24 protein-coding genes are annotated in these 25,897 nt (G+C 61.3%); 10 read left to right on the plus strand and 14 right to left on the minus strand.

What is annotated here, in order from left to right:
• The first annotated feature begins 2 nt into the window (after positions 1-2).
• Genes CLV01_RS18515 through azu form a run of 4 tightly spaced genes read left to right on the plus strand, consistent with a single transcriptional unit; the run spans position 3 to position 3,700 of the window.
• The gene (locus tag CLV01_RS18515) at positions 3-1,214 is read left to right on the plus strand and encodes an ABC transporter substrate-binding protein (protein ID WP_099733552.1); all 1,212 of its coding nucleotides are present in this window, start codon (positions 3-5) and stop codon (positions 1,212-1,214) included.
• Positions 1,211-2,299, plus strand: coding sequence for a FecCD family ABC transporter permease (locus CLV01_RS18520; protein WP_099733551.1), 1,089 nt, complete (start codon positions 1,211-1,213; stop codon positions 2,297-2,299). The genes CLV01_RS18515 and CLV01_RS18520 overlap by 4 nt, the downstream gene beginning before the upstream one ends.
• Entirely contained in the window at positions 2,296-3,162 is an 867-nt protein-coding gene (locus CLV01_RS18525) for an ABC transporter ATP-binding protein (protein ID WP_257221386.1), read from the plus strand. Before CLV01_RS18520 ends, CLV01_RS18525 begins: the two co-directional genes overlap by 4 nt.
• A gap of 46 nt (positions 3,163-3,208) precedes the next feature.
• A complete protein-coding gene (gene azu, locus CLV01_RS18530) occupies positions 3,209-3,700 on the plus strand; it encodes an azurin (RefSeq protein WP_099733550.1) in 492 nt (163 codons plus the stop codon).
• 42 nt (positions 3,701-3,742) lie between these two features.
• On the opposite strand, the gene CLV01_RS18535 is transcribed toward azu, so the two are convergent.
• Positions 3,743-4,180 (minus strand): OsmC family protein, encoded by a 438-nt coding sequence (locus CLV01_RS18535; RefSeq protein ID WP_016447025.1) that lies wholly within the window; start codon positions 4,178-4,180, stop codon positions 3,743-3,745.
• Between the two features lie 262 nt (positions 4,181-4,442).
• On the opposite strand from CLV01_RS18535, the gene CLV01_RS18540 reads away from it, so the two are divergent.
• The gene (locus CLV01_RS18540) at positions 4,443-4,796 is read left to right on the plus strand and encodes a hypothetical protein (RefSeq protein ID WP_099735315.1); all 354 of its coding nucleotides are present in this window, start codon (positions 4,443-4,445) and stop codon (positions 4,794-4,796) included.
• 39 nt (positions 4,797-4,835) lie between these two features.
• Here CLV01_RS18540 and CLV01_RS18545 read toward each other — a convergent pair whose 3' ends face one another.
• The 7 genes from CLV01_RS18545 to CLV01_RS18575 all read right to left on the minus strand — a co-directional run bounded on the left by CLV01_RS18545 (position 4,836) and on the right by CLV01_RS18575 (position 13,667).
• Positions 4,836-5,213 (minus strand): DUF4288 domain-containing protein, encoded by a 378-nt coding sequence (locus tag CLV01_RS18545; RefSeq protein ID WP_099733549.1) that lies wholly within the window; start codon positions 5,211-5,213, stop codon positions 4,836-4,838.
• The gene (locus CLV01_RS18550; protein ID WP_143290019.1) at positions 5,210-5,641 is read right to left on the minus strand and encodes a VOC family protein; all 432 of its coding nucleotides are present in this window, start codon (positions 5,639-5,641) and stop codon (positions 5,210-5,212) included. Before CLV01_RS18550 ends, CLV01_RS18545 begins: the two co-directional genes overlap by 4 nt.
• Positions 5,642-5,693: 52 nt before the next feature.
• Entirely contained in the window at positions 5,694-6,830 is a 1,137-nt protein-coding gene (locus tag CLV01_RS18555; protein WP_099733548.1) for a hypothetical protein, read from the minus strand.
• A 236-nt stretch (positions 6,831-7,066) separates the two neighbouring features.
• A complete protein-coding gene (locus tag CLV01_RS18560; RefSeq protein WP_180288426.1) occupies positions 7,067-8,470 on the minus strand; it encodes an MFS transporter in 1,404 nt (467 codons plus the stop codon).
• 120 nt (positions 8,471-8,590) lie between these two features.
• Positions 8,591-9,889, minus strand: a complete 1,299-nt coding sequence (locus CLV01_RS18565) for a hypothetical protein (protein ID WP_099733546.1) — start codon at positions 9,887-9,889, stop codon at positions 8,591-8,593.
• Positions 9,886-12,294, minus strand: coding sequence for a hypothetical protein (locus CLV01_RS18570; protein ID WP_257221387.1), 2,409 nt, complete (start codon positions 12,292-12,294; stop codon positions 9,886-9,888). The genes CLV01_RS18565 and CLV01_RS18570 overlap by 4 nt, the downstream gene beginning before the upstream one ends.
• Before the next feature lie 77 nt (positions 12,295-12,371).
• Positions 12,372-13,667, minus strand: coding sequence for an alpha-xenorhabdolysin family binary toxin subunit A (locus tag CLV01_RS18575; protein WP_257221388.1), 1,296 nt, complete (start codon positions 13,665-13,667; stop codon positions 12,372-12,374).
• Positions 13,668-14,097: 430 nt separating this feature from the next.
• Here CLV01_RS18575 and CLV01_RS18580 point away from each other — a divergent pair, with 430 nt between their 5' ends.
• The 3 genes from CLV01_RS18580 to CLV01_RS28915 all read left to right on the plus strand — a co-directional run bounded on the left by CLV01_RS18580 (position 14,098) and on the right by CLV01_RS28915 (position 17,614).
• On the plus strand, positions 14,098-15,033 hold the full coding sequence (locus tag CLV01_RS18580) for a restriction endonuclease (protein ID WP_099735110.1): 936 nt from the start codon (positions 14,098-14,100) through the stop codon (positions 15,031-15,033).
• Between the two features lie 499 nt (positions 15,034-15,532).
• On the plus strand, positions 15,533-16,942 hold the full coding sequence (locus CLV01_RS18585) for a hypothetical protein (RefSeq protein ID WP_099733543.1): 1,410 nt from the start codon (positions 15,533-15,535) through the stop codon (positions 16,940-16,942).
• A gap of 261 nt (positions 16,943-17,203) precedes the next feature.
• The gene (locus CLV01_RS28915; RefSeq protein ID WP_143290018.1) at positions 17,204-17,614 is read left to right on the plus strand and encodes a hypothetical protein; all 411 of its coding nucleotides are present in this window, start codon (positions 17,204-17,206) and stop codon (positions 17,612-17,614) included.
• Between the two features lie 284 nt (positions 17,615-17,898).
• Here the strand turns inward: CLV01_RS28915 and CLV01_RS18590 are convergent, their stop codons facing one another.
• The 3 genes from CLV01_RS18590 to CLV01_RS18600 all read right to left on the minus strand — a co-directional run bounded on the left by CLV01_RS18590 (position 17,899) and on the right by CLV01_RS18600 (position 20,188).
• Positions 17,899-18,888 carry a protein kinase domain-containing protein gene (locus tag CLV01_RS18590; protein WP_180288427.1) on the minus strand — a complete coding sequence of 330 codons (990 nt, stop codon included), beginning with the start codon at positions 18,886-18,888 and terminating at the stop codon, positions 17,899-17,901.
• 360 nt (positions 18,889-19,248) lie between these two features.
• A complete protein-coding gene (locus CLV01_RS18595; protein ID WP_257221390.1) occupies positions 19,249-19,500 on the minus strand; it encodes a hypothetical protein in 252 nt (83 codons plus the stop codon).
• A gap of 289 nt (positions 19,501-19,789) precedes the next feature.
• The gene (locus CLV01_RS18600; protein ID WP_099733540.1) at positions 19,790-20,188 is read right to left on the minus strand and encodes a YkvA family protein; all 399 of its coding nucleotides are present in this window, start codon (positions 20,186-20,188) and stop codon (positions 19,790-19,792) included.
• Between the two features lie 585 nt (positions 20,189-20,773).
• Between CLV01_RS18600 and CLV01_RS18605 the strand changes: the two genes are divergently transcribed.
• Positions 20,774-21,706 (plus strand): hypothetical protein, encoded by a 933-nt coding sequence (locus CLV01_RS18605; RefSeq protein WP_099735109.1) that lies wholly within the window; start codon positions 20,774-20,776, stop codon positions 21,704-21,706.
• Here the strand turns inward: CLV01_RS18605 and CLV01_RS29220 are convergent.
• Entirely contained in the window at positions 21,660-22,022 is a 363-nt protein-coding gene (locus tag CLV01_RS29220) for a hypothetical protein (protein WP_180288428.1), read from the minus strand. The two genes, CLV01_RS18605 and CLV01_RS29220, sit on opposite strands and share 47 nt — an antisense overlap.
• 395 nt (positions 22,023-22,417) lie before the next feature.
• Between CLV01_RS29220 and CLV01_RS29690 the strand changes: the two genes are divergently transcribed.
• Complete coding sequence (locus CLV01_RS29690) at positions 22,418-22,909, plus strand: hypothetical protein (RefSeq protein WP_257221391.1); 492 nt, start codon at positions 22,418-22,420, stop codon at positions 22,907-22,909.
• A 42-nt stretch (positions 22,910-22,951) separates the two neighbouring features.
• Here CLV01_RS29690 and CLV01_RS18620 read toward each other — a convergent pair whose 3' ends face one another.
• Together CLV01_RS18620 and CLV01_RS18625 are read right to left on the minus strand one after the other, a co-directional pair.
• Positions 22,952-24,394 carry an iron-containing redox enzyme family protein gene (locus CLV01_RS18620; RefSeq protein ID WP_099733537.1) on the minus strand — a complete coding sequence of 481 codons (1,443 nt, stop codon included), beginning with the start codon at positions 24,392-24,394 and terminating at the stop codon, positions 22,952-22,954.
• Between the two features lie 315 nt (positions 24,395-24,709).
• On the minus strand, positions 24,710-25,744 hold the full coding sequence (locus CLV01_RS18625; protein WP_099733536.1) for a LacI family DNA-binding transcriptional regulator: 1,035 nt from the start codon (positions 25,742-25,744) through the stop codon (positions 24,710-24,712).
• Between the last annotated feature and the right edge of the window lie 153 nt (positions 25,745-25,897).

Consider the following 25,897-nt stretch of genomic DNA (forward strand, 5'->3'; position numbering starts at 1 on the left):
CCATGACATCCACCCAACGTCTCCCCACACGCCGCGCACTGCTGGCCCTGGCCGCAGCCTGCGCCGCCGCCCTGCTGTCCGCCTCCGCGCTTGCGGCCTCGCCTGCCGGCACCGCTGCCAATGCACCGGCCGCCACCGTGGTCGACATCGTCGGCCGCACGGTCGAAATCCCCGCCAAGGTGGAGCGCATCCTGCTGGGCGAGGGCCGCTTCCTCTACGCCCTGGCCCTGATCGAGGGTGACCAGCCGCTGGTCCGCATCGCCGGGTGGCAGGGCGAGCTGCCCTTCGCCGACCCCAACGGCTATGCCGACTACCGGCGCCGCTTCCCGGCCATAGACCGCATCCCGGTCATCGGCCGCACCTCGGAAGACAGCGTCAGCGCCGAGCAATCGGTCTCCACCCGGCCCGACATCGCCATCTTCGGCCTGGGCGGACATGGGCCGGGGCGCCAGAGCGGCCTGGTCAACGATCTCAAGAAGGCCGGCGTGCCCGTGGTCTTCATCGACTTTCGCGCCCAGCCCGTGCGCAACACCCTGGCCAGCATGCGCATCCTGGGCAAGGCCGTGCACCGCGAGGAACAGGCCGAGGCCTATGCGCGCTTCTACGAGCAGCACCTGCAGCAGGTGCGCCAGCGGGTGGAGGGCATTCCCACCAGCCAGCGCCCGCGCGTCTTCGCCGAGCTGCTGGCCGGCGTCTGGGACGGCTGCTGCCACACCGTCGGCAAGGGCAACATGGGCGAGTTCATCGAGGCGGCCGGCGGCATCAACGTCGCGGCCGGCAAGGTGCCCGGCGCCATCGGCGACATGCACCAGGAAGCCCTGATCGCCGCCGACCCCGAGGTCTACATCGCCACCGGCAGCCGCCCGCAGAGCAACCGCCTCATGCTCAAGGCCGGCAGCGGCGTGGCGCCGGCCGACCTCTCGGCCAGCCTGCAGGCGCTGACCGCGCGCCCCGGTTTCGAGGTGCTGGGCGCCGTTCGCCAGGGCCGCGCCCACGGCCTGTGGCACAACTTCTACGACGCACCCACCAACATCCTGGCCATCGAGGCCATGGCCAAGTGGTTCTACCCAGAGCGCTTTGGCGACATCGATCCCCAGGCCACACTGGACGAGATCAACCGCCGCTTCCTGCCCGCCCTGCCCATGCACGGCGCCTTCTGGGGCGATGCACCTGCCAAGGCAGCGGCCATAGCGGCCAGCGGAGCCGCGCGATGAACATGGCCACCGACCTGCCCGTGGACCTCGCCAGCCCGGCCGCCAGCGCCACGCCGCTGGCCAGAGGCTACCGGCGCCTGACCGCCCTGCGCGTGCTGGTGCTGGCCCTGCTGGCTGCGGCCATCGTGGGCGCGCTGCTGCTGGACTTCACCACCGGCCCCTCCGGGCTGGCACTGGACCAGTTGATCGCCACCCTGGGCCATGCGGACCAGGCGCCGCCTGCGCTGCGCGTCATCGTCTGGGACATTCGCCTGCCCTACGCCTTGATGGCCGTGGCCGTGGGCCTGTCCCTGGGCCTGGCCGGCGCCGAGATGCAGACCGTGCTGGCCAACCCGCTGGCCAGCCCGTTCACGCTGGGCCTGTCCTCGGCCGCCGCCTTTGGCGCGGCCCTGGCCATCGTGCTGGACTGGAGCCTGCCCGGCGTGCCCACGGCCTGGGCCGTGCCTGCCAACGCCTTCCTGTTCGCCATGGCCTCGGCCCTGCTGCTGGATCTGGTGGCGCGCTGGGGCGGCATGAGCGCATCGGGCGTGGTGCTGTTCGGCATTGCCCTGGTGTTCAGCTTCAACGCCCTGGTTTCGCTGCTGCAGTTCGTGGCCACGGCCGAGGCACTGCAGGGCCTGGTCTTCTGGACCATGGGCAGCCTCTCGCGCGCCACCTGGCCCAAGGTGGCCGGTCTGGCCGCCGCGCTGGCCCTGGTGCTGCCGTTCTCGCTGCTCAACGCCTGGCGCCTCACCGCCTTGCGCCTGGGCGAGGACCGTGCCGCCAGCTTTGGCGTGGACGTGCGCCGACTGCGACTGGGCGCCCTGCTGCGCATCAGCCTGCTGGCCGCGCTGTCCGTGGCCTTTGTGGGCAGCATCGGCTTCATCGGCCTGGTGGCACCGCACATCGCGCGCCGCATGGTGGGAGATGACCACCGCTTCTACCTGCCCGCCGCCGCCCTGGTCGGCGCGCTGGTGCTGTCGCTGGCCTCGGTGGCGTCCAAGACGCTGATCCCGGGCGTGATCATCCCGGTGGGCATCGTCACCTCGCTGGTGGGCATTCCCTTCTTCCTGGCCATCGTGCTGCGCACGCGGGGGCGGACATGAGCACCACCCTGAACACCTCCCTGAATACCCCGCACTTCGCACCCACCTATCTGCCACCTCTCACGCAAGATGGTCTGCAGATCGAGGGTCTCAGCGTCGCCTACGGGCGCCGACGCGTCATCGAATCGCTGGACATCGCCCCGCTGCGCGCCGGCACGCTCACCGTGGTGCTGGGGCCCAACGGCAGCGGCAAGTCCACCCTGCTGCGTGCCCTGGCCGGCCTGGTGCGCGCCCAGGGCAGCATCACGCTGGAAGGCCAGGAACTGCAGCACGCCAGCCTGGCCGAGCGCGCGCGCCGCATCGTCTACCTGCCCCAGGCCCTGCCGGCCGCCGTGCACCTGCGCGTCATCGAATCACTGCTGGCCGCGCGCAAGGCCTCGCCACACGCCACGCGCCCGCTGCAGGCCGGCTCCCCGGATGCGGTCACCCAGGCCACCGCCCTGCTTGAGCACCTGGGCATCGCCCACCTGGCCATGCGCCACCTCGATGAGCTGTCTGGCGGCCAGTCCCAGCTTGCAGGCCTGGCCCAGGCCCTGATCCGCGAACCGCGCGTGCTGCTGCTGGACGAACCCTTGTCCGCCCTGGACCTCAACCACCAGTTCCACGTCATGCAGCTGGTGCGCGAGCAAACGCGCCGCCACGGCATGACCACCCTGGTCGTACTGCACGACCTGGGCGCCGCCCTGCGCCACGCCGACCGCGTCATCGTGCTCAAGCAAGGCCAGTTGCTGGCCGACGGCCCGCCCGCCCAGGCCGTCACCCCCGCCCTGCTGGCCCACGTCTACGGCGTGCAGGCCCGGGTGGAGCCCTGCTCCCAGGGCCTGCCCCAGGTCATCGTGGACGGGCTGACGCCTGCGGCCTGAGCCCGGTCCCCGATTCCAGATCCATCCGCTTTTTTGGAGATTCCGAATGCATACCCGCATCACCGCCGCCGCTGCCTTGCTGGCCGCCTTCTGCCTGAACGCCCAGGCCCAGCATGCCCACCCCACGCCCGCATCCAGCGTGGCCCATCCCGCCTGCGAAACCACCATTGAAGGCCAGCCCGGCAAACGCTTCAGCCTGGCGGAAATCCGCGTCAGCGCGCGTTGCGAGAACTTCACTGTCCACCTGGTCCACACCGGCAGGAAGCCCTGGCAGGAAGCCGGCCACAACTGGGTGCTGGCCCGCAGCGCCGACATCGACGCCGTGATCGCCGACGGCCTGCGCGCCGGCCCCGACCGGGCCTGGGTGGACCACGCCGACGCACGCGTCATCGCCGCCACGCAAATGCTGTCGGGCGGCGAGCATGCCTCGGTCACCTTCCCCGTGGCGCGCCTGCGCAAGGGCGAGAGCTATACCTACTTTTGCTCGTATCCCTCGCATGCGCTGCCCATGCGGGGAAGGCTGGTACTGGAGGATTGAGGCCGCGTCACCGCGCGGCAAAGGCCCAAAGGGCCTGCGCGTTCAATGCAGCAGCGTGGCCACCAGGGTCACCTCGGGCACGCCTGCCAGCGCCTTGGACAGCGGGCACTGGGACTTGGCCTCCTGGGCGATTTTCTGGAACTGCGCATCGTCGATGCCGGGCACCTTGGCCTGCAGCGTGAGCGCGATGCGGTCGATCTTGAAACCCTCGCCATCCTTGGCAAGCCGGACCTTGGCCGTGGTGTCCAGCATCTCGGTGGCGATGCCCGCCTTCTCGCAGGCAAAGGCAAAGGCCATCGTGAAACACGCCGCATGTGCGGCGCCCACGATCTCCTCGGGATTCGTTCCCTTGCGGTCATCCCCGAAGCGGCTGCCGAACCCGTAGGGATGGTCCTTGAGCGCGCCGGTCTCCGTGCTGATGCGGCCCTGGCCGGTCTTGCCTGCACCTTCCCAATGGACGGAAGCGGTTTTCTCGGACATGTGTTTCTCCTGTGCGTTGGTTGGACAAGCCGCCATCACAGCACAGGCGCCACAGGGCAAGGCGTGGTCCCGGGGCGCGCCAGCCCCTGCGCGCACGTCCTACAGCAAAAAAGACGGATACCGCAGCATTCAGCATATTCCGGCCCACATACCGGGGAGAGCGTGCGAGCCAATGCAACTGCCGCTGCAAAAAATGCCACTTGCCTGCTTCCTTTGCATGTTCAACAATGCAGCCTCAAATTGAGGGCGAGGAACTCAAAGAATGAAATATTCGTATATTGCGATATCTCTGTCTCTGCTTTATATCTATCTATTCAACCGACTGACATCCGTCCTTTCAGAAGAAGAAAAGAAAAAACTCCTGACCCAAGGGGTGAGCAAATACATCGTTATGGCTTGCGCCGCACCCATGTTAGCCATACCGTTTTTCAACGATCAGACTATCAAATTCGCATTGCTTGCCTTTGTGATGATCTCTTCAGCATTGATTGAACCCATCAATCATAGAAAACTGCTGGCATCAGGACTGCCTGCAAGCTTCCTGAGAAAAAAGCGTCTCCTGGGGTTCATCGCCATGCCTGCCACCATCTTCTTTCTGCTGGAATATTGGCCTTGAAGATGCAGCTGCCCGGCAAGCAATCGGCCCCACCTGCCCCTATTGCCGGAACTCGCCCTTGGGCTTGACCATCTGCCGCAGATTCCTCAGTTTTCTGGGCGCACGCTTGGTCCACAGGATCTCCGCGCCGTCCGCCAGCTCCTCGTAGATAGGCAGCACCTCGGTGATGCCCAGCAGCTCCCACTGGACAGGCTCTCCATCCGGCCCACCCTTGTAGGGCACGGCATTCTCCAGGGCAAGCGCCATCCCTTTCTCATAGGCCTCGTCCAAGGTGCCGGCACGGACCAGCACCGTGTTCTCCCAAGACAGGAAGCGGGCCTGTTCGTCGTCCCTCTTCTCATCGTTCAGTTCCACGAAACGAAGCAGGTAGGAAACCACGTACCAGCCTACCGGGGAAATATTCTTTTCGTGCTTCATGTGACATTTTCCCCATGGCTCGGCATCGGGAGCGCCGGCTCAGCGTCCGGATCTTGCCTGGACGCCGCGGCAGCGCGCAGGCCAATGCAATTGCCGTCCAGATCCTCCAACTCCGCCACAAACCCGAACGCGCCCACCGCCGTTTCCGGATAGCGAACTGCTCCCCCCGCTGCCACGGCCCTTCTCAACGTGTCCTGGATATCGGGCACATCGAAATAGACGCGGGCGCCCGACTTTCCCGGCACATAGCTGTCGCCTTGGGCCAGTGCGCCGCTGGAGCCGGGCGCGCCTTCCGCATACGGGAAAAAGGCCATCTCGTTGCCATCCACGCTGTCACGCTCCAGCGCATGCCCGAAGACGGCGCGGTAGAACGCCATGGCCTTTTCCAGCTCATGGACGGGAATTTCGAAGTAGGAGGAGATATTCATGCCGGCCATCATGCACGCGGCTGGCCGCAGGAAGAACGCCTTGCGGGCAGGCCTACTTCAAGGTCGCCAGTTGGGCGATTCTTTGCATGGCTTTGTGAATCTCGGGCGCGAGGTCCGAGATATCTTCACTGTCTGCACCAAGAACGATGGCGACGCACCCTTTCTCGGCGGACGCCATCCAATGCAGATAGAACAGACTTTCCTTCAGATCGGCAGAGTCCATCACATCAGACATCAACCCCTGGAAATCCAGGATGACCTGCATGCGGTCCTCCCCGTCCTTTGCCAGCTTGCAAAGCTGCAGGAACCAGGGAGCCTCACGCAGTTGCGCGAAGAATGCGCGCACTTCCGGTTGGTATGCCCCCTGCTGTCCATTGACCAGAAGTTCTCGCCCTGGCGCAAACGTATCGCGGTAGCCAAGCAGCGTCTGCAGTTCATCGGCACGGATATCGAAATCCAGCGCGGCCAGCTTCTTGCGGGGTCCTTTCAGCCAGCGCAGCTTCGCCTCATGCGCATGGATCGCAAGAATCTGCGGCAGCTTTGCCACCTCTCGCTCATACATCTGGATATCCTGGACCAGCAGATGGCGCTCACCCAGCATGGAAGTCCGTGCCTCTTCGCATGCCCGGATGATCCAGTAGGCCTGCTCCTTTTCCCTGGCATTGAAGCTCGTGGAACTCCCGGCAATGAACCAGAGCTTCTCCGCCATGCTCCGTGCCACCACGGCCCAATAGCGGTGATCGGTCAGTTTCTGCTGAGAAGGAGACTCGTCATGGATGTACTCATTCCATGGACCACTGGGCACAGCTCCGATGGCGGCGGCGACCGATGATTTTTCCCGGATGCCCAACCACCCGTAGCCGTGGGCCTTGCCGCCCTCGAAAACACAGAGCGCATAGTCCTTGCTGCTTTCTTCAGATTCAAAACGGACAAAGCTCCCATCGCGCACAAAAGGAGCCAGCGCCTCCAACTGTTGAGAGACCCGCTCGGTGATCTTGTCCACATCGATCTCGTCAATCACCAGCAGGGTCTTCTGGCTCTTGCCATACCAGCCGATCGCGGCCAACGCGGCATCCAACGGCATGTCTTCCGTGATCCAGCCTTTTTCCTGCAGAAGCGCGGTGAGTACCTTGCCCTGCTTCTTGGCGATCTTGATGTTGATTTCAGTCTGGCGAAAAGCGATGCCCATTCAACTGTTTCCTCTGGATATTTACGGTGGCCCTTGATACAGCCTCAGGCATGCACGACACGCTTGCCGGCGCATGCATTCAAGACAGGAATGCGGCTTGCCGCGCAGCGAATATAGCCGCCAGCGCTCCCGCGGAACTGGACGCTTTGTCCAGTCACCGATGGGTGGGTGCATCGTCACCTGTCCCGCTTCTACGTCAATCCAGCGATCACTGCCATATCAGTGGGACGTATTCATCACCCCACAAACACCTGCCGCGTATCCGTTCGCCCCACGATCACCGCCGCCAGCACCGCCGCCCCGGCCGCAACCCCAAAATTCGCCAGATAGGCCGCCTGGGCCGAAGTCTCCAGCAAGGCCGCGAACAGCGATCCGCCAATGGCCAGGGTGGCCGCCACGGCAATGGCCTCGCACAGCTGCAGGGCCGAGCTGTTGGCGCCCTGCTCGCCGGGCGCGGACATGGACAGCGTGAGCACCGACAGGCTTGCCGAGAGCAGGCCCATGCCCAGCCCCGACACGATCCAGCCCACCACCGCCACCCACACGGGCACGGCCGGCCAGGCCACGGATGCCGTCAGCAGCACGCCCGCCAGCACGGCACTGGTTCCCACGCGCAGGAATCGGTGACGGCTCCAGCCGTTGCGGCTGTGTCCCTGGTACCAGGAAGCGGAGCACCAGCCCAGCGCACCCGCGCTCAGCACCAGCCCCGCCATGGGCGCTGACAGCCCGTGCTCGCGCGCCAGCACCAGCGGCAGGAACGCCTCGGCCCCGAAGAACGCTGCAAACACCAGCCCGCGCAAGGCGATCACGCTGGGCAGCCCGCGCCCGGCGCGCAGCGTGCCGGCCGGCAAGAGCTTCCAGGTGCAGACCAGCGACAAGGCCGCGGCCGCCGCCACCGCCCCCAAGGCGCCCGCCGATTGCCTCTGCCCGCCCACATACAGAAGGCAGATGCCCGTGGCCGCGCCCAAGGCCCACAGCCCGCGCCGCACACCGCCCTGCATGCCCTGGCCATGGCCGCCCAGGCCCTGGAGCGCCGGGCGCAGCATCGCCCCGGCCGGCAAGGCCAGCAGGGGCACGCCCAGGAACACCCAGCGCCAGCCCAGGTGCTCCACCACCAGGCCGCTCAACGCCGGTCCCACCAGCGCGGGCACCACCCAGGCCGTGGCAAACGCCGCAAAAATGCGCCGCCGCAGTGCCTCGGGATACCGCCGGCCCACCAGCACATACAGCGCCACCGACATGCCACCGGCCCCCAGCCCCTGAACCAGCCGCCCCGCCAGAAACACCGGCATGGAAGGCGCAAAGCCCGCCAGCAGCAGCCCCGCCACAAAACACGCCATGCCAGACCACAGCGGCGCCGCCGGCCCGCGCGCGTCGCACCAGCCGCCGGCCACCGTCATGCCCACCACGCTGGTGGCCAGGGTCACGCCAAAGGCAACCGCATACAGCGGCACCCCATCGAGCGCGCGGGCCACCGCTGGCATGGCGGTGGCCACGGCCAGGGCCTCAAAGGCAATCAAGGCCACCAGCGAGACGATGCCGATCGTCGTCAGGCGGTAGGGGGAGGACAGGATGGACCAGCTCTCGGTGGTCGTCGGCCGGACCTGATCGTCCAGCGTGAGGGAATCTTGATGGGGCATGGATGCTTCTTGGTTGCAGGGTCTGCGCCGGCCATGGCGCAGTGCCATGGCGACGAGAAGCCTGGAGCATGCAACCTCAAGTGCGGTTGAGATCAAGGGGGTCCTGCCCCCAAGTACCTCTTACCGCTCGATCACACGCCAATACTGGCCAGAGGAGCGGTTGGTGGCCGGCAGCATGACGGCAATGCCATTGTCATTGGCCGTGTCCAGCACGATGGCATCCGACAGGAAGCGGTTGTAGAGATGGAACTGGCCCGGCAGGGCGCTGGGCGCACAGCGCCACTGCTGGCCGCTGAAGCGTGGGGAGTCCCCCGCCGACGCCGTCATCTTCAGCTCAAGATGCGGTTTCCCGGCCACGCTGGTGACATCGAGCGCTATGGTGCCCGGTCCGAACGCCGCATTCTGGACAAGCCAGTAGCCCTTGCCGGTGCGCAGGAACCTCCATCTGTCGGCGCCCAGAATCATGGCCGGGACGGAAATCTGCCATGGCTCGAAGTTGAACAGACCGGGAGGAGACACAAGGCCCGTACCCTGCAGCAGCGCTACCGCGTTGCGCCTTTCACTCCAGTACAGGTTCTGCAGCCCGACCCATTGGCGGTCCTTGAGCATGGGGCATTGGTCGTACAGGTAGTCGCCCGTCTCGTAGCGCCGAAAATCCGCATCGCTGAGCCGCTGGGCCGAGAGTGCGTGCGCCTCGGCGGAGATCCGTGCCAGTTCCCGCATGGCGGCCGTCATGGCGATCAAGGGCGCGGATGAACCACGCACCGGCCTCACCGGCAAGATGCGGCGAGCATTTGCAAGGTCGGAGGCCACGGCCCGCCAGCGCAATGCCAGGGTGCTGAATTCCGTTGCCATCGCCTGCGGCGCGGGCCCAAGGCGGACCACCGCGTTTGCCGGTGGCGGCTGCCTGGCATGGTGCGCGGCGGCCACGCGAAGCAGCGAGGCATGACTTTCCAGCTGCGCCACGACGGGTGCAGCCGCCGCAATGGCCGTATCCATCTCCGTCTCGACGGCTGCGACACCCGCATTCCATCGGGCCTCGTCCAGCGGTGCGTCGGGGGCCAGCGAAACGGCATCCAGCTGGTCGCACAGCTGCTGCAAACGCCCCACGGCCTGCCCCAGCTTTTGCACCGTGTCGGCCAGCCCGTCGATACGGGCACGCAGCGTGCCCCAAGCGGCCGATGCTGCCTTCAGCGCAGGGAACGACTGCATGCTCTCCAGGCTCCTTACCAGCGTCATGCGGCCGCTGGCATCGTCCAGATCAAGCCCGGTCAGGAACGAGAACTCGGCGATATCGGTCCATACCTGCCTTGCGACTGGCTCACGCGCGGGCTCGACTTCGACGCGGCAGCTTGATGCCAGGGCGCCACCGCAGCACAGCGCCGTGGCAGCGGCGGGCAGCCACAGAAGCCGGGTCATCTGGCGGCAGTGCCGGCCATCAACAGGCGCAGGGCCCGAGGCGCTGCCGGCATCTGTCGGGGCTCCAGCACTTCGATCAGCCACGTCGTGAACGGCGTCGGGCAGACGTCTCCCAGATGCTGCGAGAACTCGATCTGGTCGCCGGCGTAAGTGAAGTTGATCTTCAGGGGCGAGCAGAAAAGCCTCTCGGCCCCGTTGCCCGTGCTGTCGTGAAAGTCGCTGCCGGTCACCATGTCGATATTGATGCGCTGGGCCGAGGCATCGGCAAACTCCAGCCAGGCCTGCACCGACGAAAGGCGGATGCGGCGGTAGCTGGCCAGTGCCGGATGGCTGGTGGCAATGGACAGGCTGATGGGCTGCCCATGCGCCAGCTGCTGCAGCAGCGCGGCGTCAGTGACCCGCAATTCCCGCCGCAGATCACCTTTGGTCCTCGCATTGGCCGCCTGCGCGCTGGCGTGGTCTGCCAGCAGGGTGGCGTGTGCATCTGCCATGGCAGCGGCCGTGCCCGGCATCGACAGACGGTGGCCGGGCTGCTTGCCTGTCTCGTAGGCCTGTGCGGCGCGGACCCCGAAGCAGTCCACGAAGAAACCGCGGCACGCACTTTCTGCCCTGAGGGTGATTTCCCCCTGCAGCCGCGCGCTGCGCTCCAGCTCTGTCAGCGCCTGCTGCTCCAGCGCCTGCAGGCGCTTGCGCTTGCCGATCACCGCAACGTATTCCAGCTTGAGCGTGGCAAGCTCACGGGCAATGGCATTCTTGGATGCGCTTTGCTCTGCCAGCAGGCGGCCATAGACGGCCACTTTCTGCACCTGTGTCTTGAGGGTGTTGGCGGCGTTGCGCACGGCCGCCTCGGTGCCTTCCGTGGCAAGCACCAGATCCAGCCGGTTGACGGCATCGTTTTCCAGCACCGTCCAGGCCGCCTTGGCTTCATTGGCATCCGGCATGAGCGCAAGTGCACGCATGGTGTCGCCCAGCTCCCGTGAAATCCCCTCGACATCCAGCCCGCTCAGCGGCCCACGGATCACCGGCAGCACCGCATTCAATGCGCCCTTGGCGGGATCCACCAGATTCTTGAGCGTGCTGGAGTTGTGCCTGGCCCATTGCAGTGGAATGGCAAACGACTGGCCCAGGGCCTTCAGCGCCTTGAGCGGGCCGTCTATGCTGCCGCCGAGCGTCTTGGCCTGCCCGTACAAATCCTTCAGGCCGAGCACGCCTTTCTGACCGGTCTCGGTCAGCGCCTTCGGGTCGGGCGGCACGCCCACGCACAGGGCCGCCACACTGCCCGCGACCGCAATGACGCCAAAGGCGATTTCCAGGCTCATCTTCACGGTGCGCACGATCTGGGCAACGTCGCTCTCCAGCTTCAGCCGCATGGCGGCAAGTTCCGCTTCAAGCTCCTCCTGGCGCACCGTGCGTGCGGCGCGGTCAAGGGCCTCGATCTGTTGAATCAACCGCTGCTCCAGCTCGGTGCAACGTGCCTCCAGCGTCTTGAGGTCCATGGTGTCCCGGTAGGCAAACGCCTGCGCGACGCTGCCCACGGCACCTGCCAGCTCGCCGCTGGCGCGCAGGCTGCGCAGGTGGGCCTCCATGGCCGCCATCACCTCCTGCCGGGCCTTGGCCAGCGACAGATAGCTTCCGGCGCTCAGATCAGGAATCGGCCTGGCCAGCCCGTCAACACCCATGACCGGCAGCAGACGCTGCAGCGAACCCGCCGCCTGGATCAACTCGCCAAACCCGGACTCGACCCCTGACCAGCGCGTGATCCAGGCCAGCGCCTCATGGCACAACGCCAGCTCGGCCGCGCTGTGGCCAGGCCTGCCCGCCATGCCGGCGCTCAAGGCAAACAGCGCGGCCAGCACCCTGTGCATCGGCTCGCCATGCTCCAGCAAGCCGGGCGGCACGGGGGTGTGCTTCACCACAGCCCGGTTGCCCTGCCACAGGAAATTGCTGAACTGCGGCCGCGCCACTGTGTCCCAGGCCTCCTCCAGCGCATAAGCGGTGTCGCGCGTGGGGCCGCCGTACAGCGTGAACCGGCCCTCCACGGCTTCCACGAAAATGCGCACCCTGCTGAGCTCGTTGTCCTCGTCATGCAGCATGCGCAACACCGTCGTGCCTTCGGAAACAATGCGGCGGGCAACCACCGTCAGCCGCCGCACCGCGCCGTCAAGCCGCCTGTCGAACCCCTCGGGCACCACCACGGTATCGGCATGGATGTCCAGCGCCTGCAGGCCAGCCGCGTCGGCCTCGTCCAGCAACACCTTCAGGTCCACCACCAGATCGGCCACGATGCCGAAGGGATTGAAGCTGCCGTCCGGCGCCCGGCCACCGCTGCAGACCAGCGGCCCTGGCGGCACCAGGCCCTCGGCTCGGTAGCGATCGATCAGGGTTCGCAATTCAAGGGGAGTCATTGCTGAAGTCATGGCGGGTGGTTCCAGGTAAGGCACTGCACCTGTGCAGCGGTTGGACAAAGGCCGGAGCAGATCGCTCAGGCTGCCTTCTTGCTGGCAAGCTCCACCAGTTGGTCCACGCTCTGCGCCTTTTTCGGCGTGCCGCCAAAACGGCGGAAATGGTCTGCCTGTCCGGCGACACGCGCCCAGCCCTTCTTGGCCGTGCCCAGCACCACCGTCAGGCTGAACCAGTTTTCCCCTTGCAGGGACTTGCGGCCGGTGGTGCTCAAGACCTTGTGTATGTTGCCCAGATCGGCAGAAATCGCACGCCATGCCTCGCCCAGCGTCTTGAGCTTGGGACCCAGGTCTTCAATGCTCTTGCTGATGCTGTCAAAGCGATCATTGCTCCGGTTGTAGTAGCCGATGAAGCGCTCGTTCGTGGCCATCGTGGCCTGGATGGTTCTCACCTCATCCACCTTCTCGGCAATCTTCCTGCGCGTGACCGCAAGGTCCGCACCCACACCGATATCCACCCCCGCCAGAATCAGCGGCCCGAAAAGCGGAATGGCCAGATAGGCCGGAGACGTGGACAGCACGATGACTTCATCCTTTTCCTTGCGGCGCAGGGCCTTCAAGTCGTTCTCCAGCTTCTCCATGGCGGCCTTCAGCTTCTGGTTGGCAGCACCCTCGGCGCCCAGAGTGGTCGTGAACTTCTGCTTTTGTCCGTTGAATGCGGTCTTGCAGGCATTCAGGCGCATCAGTATTCCGTTGCCGTTGTCAAGAATGGAGTTCTGCAGCGCGAAGGCACGCACCGAACGCGCATTGGCGTCTTCAATCAACTGCTCCAGCGCGCTGCTGAAATTGCGCTTGATCTGCTCCGAACGCCCGCTGGGCGTATCGCTTTCCCAAACCTTGACCAGGGCCTTCCATTTCGCTTCCACCGCCGGCTCCGCCGATGGGGTGGGTGCCCCCTCCAGATCGAAACGGTCCACCAGCTCGATCAACCGCTCATAGGTGGTTGCCGCCACATCGTTGTACTGAACGATATCGTCGGCAAGGGTCAGCATCTTGTCCTGCACATCGGCCTTGAACTTCTGGCCGACACCCTTGAGCGTGACGAACAGCTCCACCGCTTCGGAGAACTCCGGCCGAAACGCATCCTGCTTCTGCATGCCCAGCATGGCGCGCATCAGCTCCGTGGTGGTCGGGTTGTCGGTGACTGCAGACTCGAAGAACGTCGTCAGCCCGATCCAGTCCTCTGAACTGAGAACGGAAATTCCCTTGTAGATATCGGCAGACGGGGTGAAGGCATTCTTTGAATTTGCAGAGTCGGACATGGCGAAGGCTCCTGATGGTGAAAGGCCGGATTCGGCCGCGAATCGGTGTGCAAACAAGCGGCGGCGTTGAAGAAATGACCGCACCGCAGTCATCGCCCGCCCCCTTTTTGCGCTCCAGTCGACCGGATGCTAGGTAGCCGCCATGGCCCTGTATGTCCCCCAAACAAGTGACACAAATTCATACAGCACTGGGGATAAGGACAGCAGCGGGACTGCTCTCTCACACCCAATGGCGCCTGTCCCCTGCGCGACCCATGGCAATGAGCACGATCAGTCCATTGCCCCAAATGACAAGGCAAGGAATTTCGCAGACCAGACATGCACCACCTGCTATGCAATCAATAGCGCATTCCACACATTCATCGCCAGCCAGAAGACATCCTCAGTGTCAATTTCTCTTGATTTCACCGCACCCATTGGCACAGGAATTCGCCTCGCCCATAAATGTTGCAAAATGTTCGGCAATTTGAACGATGGAGGAGCGGGAGTGGCAAGAAAACGAAAGACCAGCACGGCAGAAGACCTCATGGATCTGGTCGCCATGCTGCCCTGGTGGGCGGGCATTGCATTGGCACTCGCCAGCTACATGGTGCTGCACTCCATTGCCATCCGTCCCCTGCCTGCAGCGCAAAGCCCGCAGCAAATAGGCCAATTGGCCACCACGGCCATATGGCAGGGCTTGGCTACCGGTGGCCAGTACATCCTGCCCCTCATCTGCCTGGCCGGCGCGGCCATTTCCGCCGTGCGCAAGCGCCGCCGCAGCCGGTTGTTCGAAACCACCTCGGCCAGTTCCAGCGCGGATGCGCTGCAGAACATGTCATGGCGGGAGTTTGAAACGCTGGTGGGTGAGGGATTTCGGCGGCGCGGCTACAGCGTCAAGGAAACCGGTGGCGGCGGGCCCGACGGTGGCGTGGACCTGGTGCTCTCGAAGAATGGCGAAAAGACACTGGTGCAATGCAAGCAGTGGAAAGCCTTCAAGGTCGGCGTTTCCACGGTGCGCGAGCTTTATGGCGTCATGGCAGCTGATGGGGCTGCTGCCGGCTTTGTAGTGACCTCTGGCCGGTTCACTCAGGAGGCTGTGGCGTTTGCTGCGGGGAGGAATATCCACCTCATGGACGGAGCCGCGCTCATGAAATTGCTGAAGGAAGCAAAGGCCCAGACAGGAGCGGCTTCAGCCCTCAAGACTCGGACTTCTGCACCTTTGGCGAGCCCTGTGCCTGTGGTCGAGCCCGTCAAGACGGCGCCTGCTTTTGACACAGTGCAACCGGCCGCTGCCCCAATACCTGGCTGTCCTCAATGCGGGAAAGCCATGGTTCAGCGCGTGGCGAAGCGCGGGCCTGCGGCTGGGAAAGCGTTTTGGGGGTGTTCGGCGTTTGGTGCGGGGTGTCGGGGGACTCGGGAGATGGTTGGGAATGGGAATTGATTTTGTAGATGGTCTGCTTTCGACCCAAAGGAGACATAGCTCCATCCATCGCAATGCGGTCTGTGACGGTCCGAAGTCCGGGCTGACCGCTCCACCCGCAACTAATTTCAACACAGGCTTTTCGAGCATAGGGGTAGCCCCATGCACTTGCACGGCCATGCCGACGGATGTAAACCGCACTCAGTGCAGGTAAGCCGTCTCGGTGTCGCGGCTATAGTGAAGGCATCGCATGCACTCCCGGATGGCTCAGCAGACGTGCGGAGCGTAAAACAGGAGTGTCGGATTTTATGAAATTCGTACATCTGCATCTAAACAGCGCATCCGCCCAAAATACAGCCTGCAAGCCACTTTCAGGAGGATTCGGTGTTTAGAATAGCCAGGGAGGTTTTTGGGATGCATTAGTTGGCCGCATAGAACCGCGAGCACAGTCTCCCGTGGCTTAAGTCCGTATATCTAAGATAATCAGAAAACACCTTGAGAATCAACCCTAGGCTTCCGCATGAACAACACCTCTAACCCGCTAAAGCTCCCATCACGATACGAAGATCTCGACCTCGCGTTTCGAGGACGCCTTAAGGCCAACCAGGCACTTCTTGCTCTTGTCAAAACCGCTTACGCGAGTATGCAATTGTCCGGTGGCATTCGTTTTCTCCCGATCTATGGCGAGAGCGGTGGCGGGAAGAGCTCGGCGGCATTGGAACTAGGCACACACCTTCCAGAGGCTCATGTCTTTCAGTTGCCACGCGAAGCCGTCGAGTCTCCGACCGAACTCGCAGGTGTCGTCGCTGCTGAAGCGCAGCGAATTGCGCACACACCGAAAAATCTCATGGTCGCAGTGGTCGATCAGTATGAGGAAGCGGCAGCACAAAAGACCGCTGTACCGACTTCCTTTGTCGAGGCATTGGCACTACTCGATCGCGGCGAACTCCGAAACACCCGGATTCTATTTCTCTGGTTGACCACCAGTCGCGATTTTCAGAAATCACTCGCTGACGCAACGACCAGGAATCGGAGAATTCTTCTCAAACAAGACTTTTCTCTGGCCGGACCATCCAAAAGCGAGTGGCCAAATATCATCGAAGAAACCTTTCGTTTTCATAATGACCGCGATCTTTCGGATTTTACACTTATCCGTGAAGACCTTGAGGAGATAAGTCGCTCGACTGACACAATCGGGGCTGCGATTGAGCATACAGGGCTTCGCCTTAGTGAGCATGTTCATTCGCTGCACGACTTGTCCACCTATCAGGTAATTATGCTCTGGCCTGTTACCGATGGTCAGCGCATTACGCGGGTGCAGCAGTTCACCGATGCTCGCCAAGGCTATAAGCTCGATTGGAATGCTTGGTATCGTCAACTCAACGAAGATGATCGCAAACAACTGCCGTTACGTGATTTGAATCGTGCACGTCTGTACTTTGACCTTAGGCTCGTCCCAGTAGCAGCAGCAGACCTTCATCCGCTATGTAAAGAGCTCAACAACGACGAGTATGTATTGCACAATTCGTATCTGGATAGATTCAGGAATACCCACTTCTTTTCGATAGTAAATGGCACATGGGATCCAAGCTCTTACAAGCCGCTCCGGGAGCGAGAGTCCGATCGCGCCGAAATGGCACGGGTTTGGTACGAATCCGTCACCACCTCACCAACGGCATTAGGGAAACGCCTTGCGAAGACCTTCAGAGCTCTCGGACTCGCTGCCGAACATGAGCAGAGTATTACATCGGCACACGGAAAATTGAGGGCTGACGTTCTTGTGGTGAGAAATGGTACCTCGCCCCAGAATGCCATAATCGAAATGAAGGTGTTTAGTCCTGCGAATACGATGCCATCGAGTATTTGTGAGCAAGTCCGGATAACTCTACGCCGTCATGCCCAGTTCGCCGGCTTCTTGGCACGCCAGTAGGTAGCGGCTGACTGTATGGCCCCACTGAGGCTAAATGCAGAGGCGCTTAATCACTACATTGAATGGCTGCTCTTTCAATAAGTGGCCGTCACCTCTTAGCTGGAGCACGACCGTCGTTGGTCGACCCACAGGAGACCTTCATTGGGCCGCCGTTAAGCAGTCATTGTGAAGGCATAGAAAGAGCGCCGACTAGACTTGTATGGCGTTAGGGGCCAGTGCAATGTATTATTCTTCATCTTTTACTACTAAAATCACCTCTGCATGTTTGATCTTGATAAATTGAAAAAAGAAAAAGAAACAAATGCATGGTTTTCGCAAACAGAAGATGGGACAGAGTTATTTCTTTATGGTACCGATGAGGCGCCCAGTATCGCGGCTCTTGAAGACGCGAAGATAATAATTTCTGAATATTTTTTAATAAAGAAGAAATCGATTGCACTACTGGAGTCTTTTATGAAAGACAGTGGGGAATGGTTTCTCAACTCGATAGTTGTTGGTCCATTTCAATCCGAGAAAGACGCTGACTTTCGCGTGGAACTTGGTTTTGAGGCAGACAGAAATAAAAACGAATATAGTTACACAGGGTTTACTGTCTACTTTACGCTTAATAAGAAGGGTCGGTATCTTGGATTGACATCGCACCCTTTCAAATTCTCAGTTGAATTCTCGTAATAATCCCAACTGTTCATTGAGTCAGCGTAGATGACTGGACTGCCAATTAAAATGGTTAACGACTGATTCCCCTTAGCCTGATTGGCTGCTACTGGCCGATCCGCGACTGTCGCAGACCGACCCATTCCAGACATTGCTGCCTATCTCGGGTTCGACTGAAGCGAGGTGGAAAACAGGCAGCGGGTTTGAGTCGAATAGGCTCGGAGATTTACTTTCCGCACATCTACCGAACTTTGGTAGCTACGTGCTTCGTCCAGCCGCAAGCAAACAGCAGGAAACAAGGATCACTCCGCGTTTCGCGGATAGTGAGCCTTGATGGAGCGCTCTAGACCTTCGACACAGCCCTTGAGGTGCTGCCACTCCTCTGCTGCGCTCTGGCTCTCGGCCGCGTCGAGAAAAAGATTGACATGTTTCGCCGCGGTGGCGGATCGCTGGTGCATTAGGCCGAGCAGTACTGCCTGGACTTCGTGCAAGGACGGGCGAGCAGTGGTGGACGGCGCGAGGCAAGCCGCCACCAGATCCGCTAGATCGTGATCAGGAAGCGGTTGCGCGATCGGGCAACCTTTCTTAACCCATGCGCGCCAGCGGTTGTTCTGCTGCCAGCGATTGAAGCCAGGATTGATTTGATGATGCCAGTCGTGGCTGCGCTCGCCCATCGGATGGATGCCGCGCGACATGATCTCGTGGAGCATGATTCCAAGCACGAACACGCTGGTCCATTCACCGAGCTCAGTCTGCTGCCATTGTTCGGGTGCCATATAGGGTCGAGAACCTGTGAACTCACCGACGTCGGCCGCAAGATTGACGCTACCAAAGTCCGCGACTAAGGGGCGCAACCACAAATCAGTCGGCGGCAGCGAAAAGGTCGACTGGAGATCTCGAACGAAGACATTTTGCGGCTTCAGATCTTGATGGACCAAGCCACGGGCGTGGCAGTGCGCCAGTCCTGCCGTGAGCTGAATTATCAGCGACAAGCGACCAAGATCACCCCAGTGAGAATCTTCGATGAAGTCGGATAGATCGCCCTCCCAGCGCCGGAAAAAAGCAATTGGAACTCCAAGGATGAACTTGACGTTAAACGGCCAATGTACGTTTGGATGATAGTGAGCCGCTGCTTGCAGCTTGATCTCACGCAAGAAGCGCTCCGCGCGCAAAGCTGGTGTGAGATCTTGGCGCCATCGTGGGAATTTGGCGCAGGTCATGCGGGGAAAAACGCCATTGCCGTTATCGAGAAAGACAATTTCACCTGAGAATCCGGCGCTTGTGTCGGCCACTTTGTGCGCCTTTCCCCATAAGACGAGAAGCTGACTACGGAGTGGAGCTGGAAGCTCATAAAAGGCATCAGGTGATAGATCGGTCATTTTTTTAGAAATTGGACGAAATCATTATAGGGCTTTGACTGCATTGCCACTAGCAGCTTGGAAGTCAATCAATACTGCAACTTTTCCAATCTGAGAGGGGTTGCATATGATTTTCTCGTACGACATCTCGTTGCGCCGCTTCGGACAGGATCGGACCTTCGTAAACGTTTCGTGGATGTCAGCAATTGGCCGAGAGCAGTCCTCAATAGACTCGCTCTCCACGTGCTCCCAACCCCGCTAGCAGCCCCCAACCACCCAGAAAGGCCACGCATATCATGCGTAGCCTCCCAGTGCGGCCACCCAGTCAATCCGTCCCCCGCACCACCCCGCGCTCACTAACTCCCCCATCACCCCCTCAAGCGCCTCTTCCTGCGCCTGAATAAACGCAAGCAATTGCCCAGAAGTCACCGGCTCCAAGGCATGCCCCGGGTAGGCGCCAATGATCAAACTGGAAATTAGCCCCAACTGATCCTGCACGCGCCGGAGGCTGTTGTACTCCGGCTCGGAAAGTTGAAAGTACAGCATGGCAACTCCTCAATGAGCGCGCTTGGCGACTGAAGCAAAGGAATGCCCATGCGCTAGAAGCACGGGACCACGCAAAGGATTGGGAGAGGGTTCGGGCATTGATACGCCCGCAAGGAAAGCAGCCATAAGGCCTCCTGTGAGTACGTCCAACTGCTTTCGGGAGTGTGGCGGGACCGCCTGTGAAGGTGTGTTCAGCACCTGGACGCAATGATACAGCGCTCTGGCGCAGCGCACGCATCCTGACTGTTGTCCGCCCGCCGCCGCCGCTCAGCCCGACAAGGCTCCGCGCTCAAAGACTCCAGCGCCCTCGGAACACAAGGAAGGCCCCCACGCAAACGCATAGCCAGACGCCCACCACCAGGGCGACTCCGGCACGGCTTGGGGGCTTGCGGCCTTGGGCCTGCATCCAGGCCTCGGCCTGCTGGCGGCTGTCGGCCAGCACGGCAGGGGGAAGCAGCCGCACGGTGAGCCAGATCAGCGCGGGCAGCAGCAGGACGTCATCCACATAGCCCAGCACGGGGATAAAGTCGGGGATCAGGTCGATGGGGCTCAGGGCGTAGGCGACCACGAAGGCGCCCAAGGCCTTGGCATACCAGGGCGTCTGCGGGCTCTTGCAGGCAAACCACAGGGTGACGCCATCGCGCTTGATGCGTCGTGCCCAGGCCTTCAATTTTTCACCGGCTGTCATGGATGTACGAGGTTGTGAACGGGCTGGATGATGGCGGCTGGCCGTTGCGGTTGGGGCTGTGCTGCCGTGCCCGCACAGCACCCGATGATATGGACCGCCAGCCCGCTGCGCGCGGTTTCCTTGTACCGGGTCTTCATGACCGCATCACCACTGTGCCGTGCCTGTGGCCGCAAAGGCCCGCAGCACGGCGGTGCCGGCGGCCTGCGTCCACCGGGGCAAATGGCTGCACTGGCTGGCAAAGCCTTGTCACCGCCCTCTTCCCCATTCCAAATCCATATCGACTGCACTCAAGACATGCATCTCGTATATGCATCTAGGAATAATCTGAAAATAATCAGTCACCAGCCTTTCTGCTTGACTTCCAGATACCCAAGAAATCAAATAGCCGGACTCTCACAACGGAATTCCCAGGCCATTGATTGACATTGGCCTTGGGAATGATTGCGAACGCGCAATTCCCACTCCCATACCTTGATCGGACCTGATTTCTCACAGGACCGAGGGTAGGCCTGCGTTTGTGATTCTTCTGGCATTTGGCAAACCACCATTTCCTTATTCATTCCATTAACCATTCGCTTGCAGGCCATGGCAACATCCACAGATCTCACCCGCCCGTATATCAGCTATGAAAAGGCCTTCAACAGGCAGATCACCCGTGCCATGGACAGCCAGCAGGTGGACGTGGTGGTACTCACGCCGCAAGAGTTCCTAGGCGTCCTGCAAGACAGGTCACGCAATGACCCGCGCCTGACGGCCAGCCTGCGCGCCATCCTGGCCCAAAGCGCCCTGGGCCGGTATTGGACGCAGACGGCCAGCCCCAATGCCGGCAAACCCTGGACCATCCCCGCCTCCATGTTGGCCAATGACGCGTACCTGTTCACCAGAACGCTGATTGCATTGCGCCTTGCCGGTGCGCGTACCTATGTCAAGGCGACGCCCAAAGGCACCTATATCATCATCACGGGCCGAGCCGGGTTTCGCGGCAATCTGCTGCAGGGCACGCGCTTTCTCACCACCAATCCCCGCATGGTCCAGATGGGTCTGGGCATGCGCGGCTTTCAAGGCGTGGCCAGAGGGGGCTTCATCTTGAGCTTGGTTGTGGGTATCGGCGTGGAGACATTGGACTTCATCTTCAACGACGAGAAGACCATGCATGACCTTGTGGGAGGGATTGGAGTGGAGGCTGTCAAGGCTGGGTTGGCGACGATGGTTGGTATCAGCATAGGAGGAGCGTTTGCTGTCAGCACAACAACTCTTGCTATTTTGCCTTTAGCTTTCATGGCGTTAGCCGTGTTTGTGAGCGGAATATTTTTAAATGAAATCGATAAAATTTTTGAAATTAAGATAAATGTAATTAATACATTAAAAATTTCAACAAATAGTACACCATCGGGACTATATCGCGTCAATGTTAGCATGGAAGAATTCAGTGAAAATCATGAAAAAACAAAAATTGAATTTACCAATCCATCTAAAGCATCTGAAAATCAACTATGCCCCATAAATCGAAGATGTTAATACATACCAAGATGAAAAAAAATAGCTTGACTGAATTCAGAAAATCTTTAATCCATGGCATTCCTTCCCTTCTATTGGTTTCAGCACTATCAATATGGAGTACGAAATATTCATTTCTAAACACAATAATTGATCTAAAAAATTCCGCTCCATCAGTAAGAATTACACCATCCAGTTTGCTTGTGGCGTATTTCCCAATAATGTCACTCACAGGAATTATTTTTCTTGTACAAAAATCAATTCCTTGCAGATCAAGTATCCTGAAAATCTCAGAGCGCATTTTCACTATTACCACAATCACGGGAGTAGTGATCATGATTACTTGTCTTCTTGTAATAACCCCTTTGCAATACTATGCCATGCCAAAATTAGGCTATACACGCTGCAATATTTTGAAAGACCACCCCACTATTTATTTTACAGACTGGGTAAAGAATCCCACCTGGTGCGTGCGTGGCAAAAGCCGGGAATGGGTTAATGAGCAATCCCGTCTGTACAAATAATTCAGCTCATCGAGCTTTATGAAATGGCATTCAAGGTGTTTTCATTTTAAAGCTGATTGACGTGGTGCCTATGGGAAACCAGTGCCACCTTCATTACCTCGTTTAACTAGGCGGCATCCATGAAAGAATAAATAGCAAAATCGAATCTTTGGATGCAGCCAGACAATCTGGCACTCCCTATCAGCCGTAGAGATTGATGGATATCGAAATGAAAAACAACAACCTAGCCGATGTCAGAAAATCATTGATATATGGAATTCCATCAATTATATTTGTTTTGGTTTTCTCAATTTGGAATACAGAACATTCATTTCTAAAAACAATCGCCGATTTAAGGAATTCAGCCCCCTCGGTAAGAATCACACCTGGTGATTTGGTCGGGGTAAATTTCCCGATAATGGGATTTACGATACTTGCATCAGTGATACAAAAAGCAATCCCCTGCAAAGCAAACACTCAAATAATCTCAGAGCGCATTCTTGCGATCTCTGTAATCACAGGGGGAGGAATTATGCTCTTCTGCCTTCTTGTTGTTACACCTTTTCAGTATTACGCCATGCCAAGATTAGGATATACACGCTGCAATATATTAGAAGGCCATCCAAATATTTATTTCACGGACTGGGTCAAAAACCCCGAATGGTGCGTGCGAGGCAAAAGCCGGGAATGGGTCAAAGAGCAAGCCCGTCTTGCCCAATGACCAGATGATTTTTCCCGGGTAGGTAAAGAGGGGTCAAATGGCCTACCGGCCCAGGAACAGGCGGGTGGCGCGCAGGCCCAGGGGCGTCCAGTGCAGGCCCGGTGACATGGCCTGTACCAGCAACTCATGCTGGGCCGCTGGATCTAGCGTGGGGTAGCGCTGCTCGAAGAGCATCAGGTCGGTGTCCAGTTCCTGCGCGCTGCGGCCCGGGTCCGGCCGCGCACCACGGGATGTGCGCAGGCGCTCGGCCACGCGAAAGCTCATGCGCCGCGCCGGTTTGCCGGGCTCGGCCACGGATTCGAAGGAGGCACCATCCGCACTGGCCGGCCCGCGCAGCCAGTCATGAATGACTTGCAGCTCATAGGGAGAGAAAACACCGAACATCTCTGCCCGCTCGCCCTGCAGCAGCTGCCAGAAGCGGCTTTCCTCCGCAGGCCGGTTGCGTTGTATCCAGCGTGCCTGCTCCAGCGCGGCCAAGAAGGCAGGGATGTCCTGCGGACGGGACACCCAGTCATTGACGCTGCGGCCGGCCACCTTGCAGAAGTCCGAGTGCGCGCCATGCCCGGAAGGCGATTTGCGCGCCAGGATGCGCACCACCTCAGCTTCGATATCGAACGACCTGATCACGTCCAGCGTGCTGGTGCCCGTGTCTGCCAGCCGGGCGCCCGCGCGTACGCGGCGCCAGTATTCGCCGCCATCGTCAATGCGCGGCGCGTTCTCCCAGGCGGCAATGCAGGCGCGCCGGGCATGGCCGGTGTCGGCGTTGTCCACGGTCACATGCAGCGTGAAGTAGTAGGGGTCTATTCCCAGTTCATTGAGTTCGTAGGCGGTGATGAGCAGGTGCAGCGGCAATTGCTCATAGCCCAGGTTGAATCCCACGATCTCGGGCAGGAACTGCTGCGCATTCCAGCCCAGCGCCAGCTGTACCAGCCCCTGCCGGTACAGCTCGTCGGGCAGGTCCTCCACGGGATCAAGGCCATACCTGGCCAGGAGTTCCCGGTAGAGCTTGACGTGGTTCTTGTCGGCCATGCCGTCGCCCAGTTCTTCCACATAGGTGGTGACCAGGTCCGACATGCGTGAGTTGCCCGCATGCGCGCACAGGCCGTACAGCCAGGAACCGTCCACCAGCTTGGTAGGTGCCACATTGCGCAGGAAGTACAGCGCATGGGCGCGGTTGCCGAAGTAGCGGCGTGCCGCACCCGCCTTGCGCTCTGCCAGGTAGGCCTGGTACTGGGCGTGCACTTTTTCGACATTGGCACGCATCCAGTCGGTCAGGTGCTCCGGGTTGTCCGGCAGGCCATCGGCATCGGCAGAGGTCTCGGCGATCACGCCGTTCAGGAAGTCCGCAGCAGCCTGGCGCTCCTGTTCGGTGGGCAGATGGTTGGCCAGGCGCTCGTAGAGCGGCACATGCAGGAAAGAAGGCTCAAGCGTGCCTGCGCCAGCGGCCAGCTCGGTACGTGGGGGGTCCAGCAGTTCTGTGTTCATGGTGGGGCTTTGGTCCGTAACGCCTTCAGGATGCGGTGTGGCCCTCGGTACAGCCATCGGGCCAACGCCTTCCTGTGCGTCGTAATACGCCTACCCTTGGCGCAGGCGCCCGGGCCGGCCCGCCGTCGCCCTGGCGCCCGCGCTCTTGGCAGTGGAACAGGACCCGGCCCGGCCTTGCCGGCGAGCATTGGCTGGTACTGGGCGCCGGCCTGCTGGGCATGGGCTGGGCCCGGTTATGGACAAGCGCGGCGTCTTGCTGATACTGAGATAAAGCCGGTCTTCCTGCGTTGCCCGGCCATCGCCTCACGCTGGCGTTCAGCGCGCATCTTCGTGCCCTCGCGTACTCCCCCTCCCCACCACCTCAAACCCCATATCCTGCGCGGCCGCCGCCACGCCACCGGCCATGCGCGCAATCAGCGCCTCTGCGCCCAGGCGGCCGATGGCGGCGCCGTCCACGCGCACGGTGGACAGGGCGGGCCAGGCGTCCAGCGCCAGGGCCTGGTCGCCAAAACCCAGCACGCCGAATTCCTCTGGCATGCGCAGGCCCAGCGCGTGGGCGTGGGAGAGAACGCCTTGCGCCAGCGCATCGGAGCTGCAGAAGACGGCATCGGCCTCTGGTGCCTGGGCGCGCAGGGCGCTCAGGGCATCGCGGCCACGGCCGGATTGGGGGATGGCTTCCGAGAAGACGATTTGCGCGGGAACCGGGGCACCGGCCTCTGCTGCGGCGCGGGTGAAGCCCAGGGCACGGCGGGCGGCGCGGCTGTCGTCGGCGCGCAGGATGGCCGGGCGCCGGTAGCCACAGGCGGCCAGGTGGCGGAAGGCGGCGCGGCCCGCGTCTTCCTGCGAGAAGCCGACCACCATGTCCAGCGGATGGGGCTGGTAGTCCCAGAGTTCGACCACGGGCACGTCGGCATTGACCAGCAGGCGCCGCGTGCGGGCCGTGTGCTCGGTGCCGGTGAGCACGATGCCGTCCGGGCGGCGGCTGAGCATGGCGGCCAGCCAGGTTTCCTCATGCTCCGGGTCATAGCTGGAGATGCCCAGCGTGGTTTCATAGCGCTGCGCGGCCAGGGTGTGGATGAGCGCATCGAGCATGTCGGAAAACAGCGAGTGCCCCACCGAAGGCACGATGGCCGCCACCAGCCGCGTCTGGCGCGAGGTCAGCCCGCCCGCCAGGGAGTTGGGCACGTAGCCCGATTGCTCCACGGCCTGCGCCACGCGCAGCCGCGTGGCCTCGGCCACCAGTTCAGGCCGGTGCAGCGCGCGCGAGGCGGTGATGGGCGACACGCCGGCAATGCGGGCCAGGTCCTTGAGCGTGGGCGCATTGGCGTTGCGCAGGGTGCGGAGGGTCATGCGAGGCCTTTGCCTGGAATGGCGATGGAGAGGCGGCTTGAGGATGATTGCGTGGTCATGTTAACGATGATGTCCATCAGCACGGTCTGATTGTTTCCCCTCGTACGTCCGAATGGAGAGCGCTGCCTTTGCTTGAAATGATTGCGCAATCAT

It is taken from the genome of Delftia sp. 60 (assembly GCF_002754395.1).
Lineage (GTDB): Bacteria > Pseudomonadota > Gammaproteobacteria > Burkholderiales > Burkholderiaceae_C > Comamonas > Comamonas acidovorans.